Here is a 2,754-nt window from a genome sequence, read left to right as displayed (position 1 = left end):
AACAAAAACCAGCAACACCAGAACATCCACTCGAAGAAGTAGTTCGGATGGCGCGAATACCGCCAGAGGCCGGTCTCGCAGACCTCGGTCTTTGCCTGCGGCGTCTTTCGAAAGCGGCTTAGTTGCAGATCCGAGATTGCTTCGCCTGCGAGCGCTATGACGGCGATGATGATGCCGAAAAGGTCGAGAATGCGAGGGAAGGGCGCTTCATTCGTAGCTGCCATGCAGACCGCCAGAACAAGGATGAAGGCGGCGAGTGCCTGAATCTGCAGAAAGAAGAAAAGCCGCCATGAGGCGCTTTCACCCCATTCTTCGATGAATTTCGCATAACGGGGATCCTCGCCTGCCCCTCTGGTTCGGGACCCGATATGGCTACCCAACCTGAGTGCCCAGGCCGCTACCATCACCAGAATTGCAACGCGCCGCTCGGAATCTCCATCGGCGAAGAGCGCCGAGAGGATCCCACCTACACCGACAGCAAATGACCAGATCGTATCGATCCATCCACTCAAGCCGGTCGCGCGCTGGATAGCCCATGCGCCAGCCATGGCCAATGACAGCCAGAATGCGATGACGATCAGCAGAAGCATGTCCATGGGCTCCTCCCAAGGCAAGGTCTCAATGCCTTCACTGAGATCTACGGAGAAAAAGCCCATCCAGTTTCATGACAATCAGAAAAAATCGAAAAATTCTTCTCCTCCGGGAAACTAAAAGCCGGAAGCGCTCGTAACCTCTTGCAGATGCATCGAAGCAATCCTCGCAACTGATGGAGGGAGAACTGCATGAGTTGGTCAGACGAGGTCACCGGGACGCAACTTGATCTTTCGCAGGCGCCCGCAGAATTCGGCTGGGCGGGCACCATGCTTGAGAGGTTCTTGGCGGGTGTGAGCTACGGCCATATCAAGATCGTGCTTCCATCCGGTCAGGTCATCAACAAACAAGGTGTTCAGCCCGGTCCCGAGGCGATCATACTGATCCGAAATTGGCGGATGTTGCGTCGGGTGATTGCGGCAGGCGATATCGGATTTGCGGAAGGCTTCATCGAAGGTGACTGGACAACGCCCGATCTGACGGCGGTCATCCGTTTTGCGGCCAGGAATGGAAAGGCACTGACGCCGGCCATCGAAGGCGGCTTGCTGATGCGTGCCGTCAACCGCATGAAGCATCTGTTTCGCGCCAACACGAAGCGTGGCAGTCGCAAGAATATCGAAGCGCATTATGACCTCGGCAATGACTTCTATGCGCTGTGGCTTGATCCCTCCATGCTCTATTCTTCAGCGATCTTCGAAGAGACGACGCGAACTCTGGAGGAGGCGCAGAGCAGAAAACTGGACCGTATCGTCGAGAAACTCACGCTTGCGGGCGGAGAGAGCGTTCTCGAGATCGGCTGCGGCTGGGGCGCACTTGCCACTCATCTGGCAAAGGTGAACCGCTCGAAGGTAACCGGGATCACCTTGTCGCCCTCTCAGCTTTCATGGGCGAACGGTGTTGTCGGACAATCCGGCTTATCAAGCGACGTCACGCTCCTTCTCCAGGATTATCGCGACACCGACGGGCAGTTTGACCGTATCGTTTCCATCGAAATGTTCGAGGCCGTTGGCGAGGCCTATTGGCCGAGCTATTTCGATTGTTTGAAACGTTGCCTGAAGCCCGGCGGTCGTGCCGTTCTGCAGATAATCTCGATAGAAGAAGAGCGGTTCAGGACATATCGGGGAAGTACCGATTTTATCCAGCAATACGTGTTTCCCGGCGGTTTCCTGCCATCGGACAGTGCCTTGTCGGCGTCTGTCGCTCGATCGGGTCTGGCTGTCTGCGAGATCGAGCATTTCGGGGCTTCATACGCCCGGACGCTGGCGGAATGGCGAATTCGTTTCGAGGAGAACTGGCCGCAGATCGCCGCACAAGGTTTCGACGAGCGATTTCGGCGTCTGTGGCTCTACTACCTTTGTTACTGCGAGGCAGGTTTCGAGGAAGGGACGATCAATGTCGGGCTCTACACGATCGAGCATGCATCGATGCCGGGAGAAGGAGGTCTGTCGTGAAAGAGATGAGTGTAATGTTGATCGGTGCTTGCCTCACATGGGGGACGACGGCCCATGCCGCCGATATCGATGGCCAATGGGCCCGCAGCGATGGAAACGCTAAGGTGACGATCGCGCCATGCGGATCCGACATCTGCGCGGTCAATACCTGGATAAAGCCGGGCACGCCGAAAGAGAAGGAAGGCGACAAGCTGGTCATGAGCATCAAGCCTGATGGTGACGGCATTTATTCCGGCAGCGCTTTCGATCCGCAGCGGGACCTGACCTATCGGCTAACAGTGACGGTCAAGGGAGACAGGATGACGACGAAGGGCTGTATCGTTGCCGGCCTGTTGTGCAAGGGCATTAACTGGACCCGGATCGATTGAGTGCACCTCAAGAGGAAATGCCTATGAAAAGGTATCTTGTCGCCTACCTGGTAACGTTGATAGCGATGGTTTTGATTGATGCCGTGTGGTTGAGCATCATGGCCGATCGCCTCTACCGCCCGGTGATTGGCGACATGCTGGCGCCGGAATTCCGGCTTATCCCGGCGATAGTGTTTTATCTGATCTATCCGGCTGGACTGGTGTTTCTGGCAGTTCGGCCCGCATTCAGGCAAGGAGCGCTTTCTGCCGCGGTCCTCTCTGGTGCCGTCCTGGGCTTTACTGCCTATGCAACCTATGACCTGACCAATCAGGCAACATTGATACGCTGGTCGACAGCATTGACG

General features: G+C 56.3%; 4 protein-coding genes. 3 read left to right on the top strand and 1 reads right to left on the bottom strand.

Going from position 1 to position 2,754, the window contains the following annotated elements; all coding sequences use genetic code 11:
• Positions 1–596, bottom strand: a 596-nt coding sequence (locus tag GGE33_RS27350; RefSeq protein ID WP_425486668.1) for a DUF1295 domain-containing protein, incomplete at its 3' end; no start/stop codon positions are given.
• Positions 597–782: 186 nt separating this feature from the next.
• On the opposite strand from GGE33_RS27350, the gene GGE33_RS27345 reads away from it, so the two are divergent.
• The 3 genes from GGE33_RS27345 to GGE33_RS27335 all read left to right on the top strand — a co-directional run.
• Positions 783–2,042: a class I SAM-dependent methyltransferase gene (locus tag GGE33_RS27345; RefSeq protein WP_183830627.1), complete on the top strand. Its 1,260-nt coding sequence runs from the start codon at positions 783–785 to the stop codon at positions 2,040–2,042.
• A gap of 5 nt (positions 2,043–2,047) precedes the next feature.
• Positions 2,048–2,410: a DUF2147 domain-containing protein gene (locus tag GGE33_RS27340; RefSeq protein WP_183830630.1), complete on the top strand. Its 363-nt coding sequence runs from the start codon at positions 2,048–2,050 to the stop codon at positions 2,408–2,410.
• Positions 2,411–2,433: 23 nt separating this feature from the next.
• The coding region (locus GGE33_RS27335; protein ID WP_183830625.1) for a DUF2177 family protein at positions 2,434–2,754 on the top strand (321 nt) is incomplete at its 3' end.

This window comes from Aliirhizobium cellulosilyticum, from assembly GCF_014198105.1.
GTDB lineage: Bacteria > Pseudomonadota > Alphaproteobacteria > Rhizobiales > Rhizobiaceae > Neorhizobium > Neorhizobium cellulosilyticum.
The sequence above is the reverse complement of the archived record's forward strand: the minus strand, read 5'-3'. Positions and strand labels throughout refer to the sequence as shown.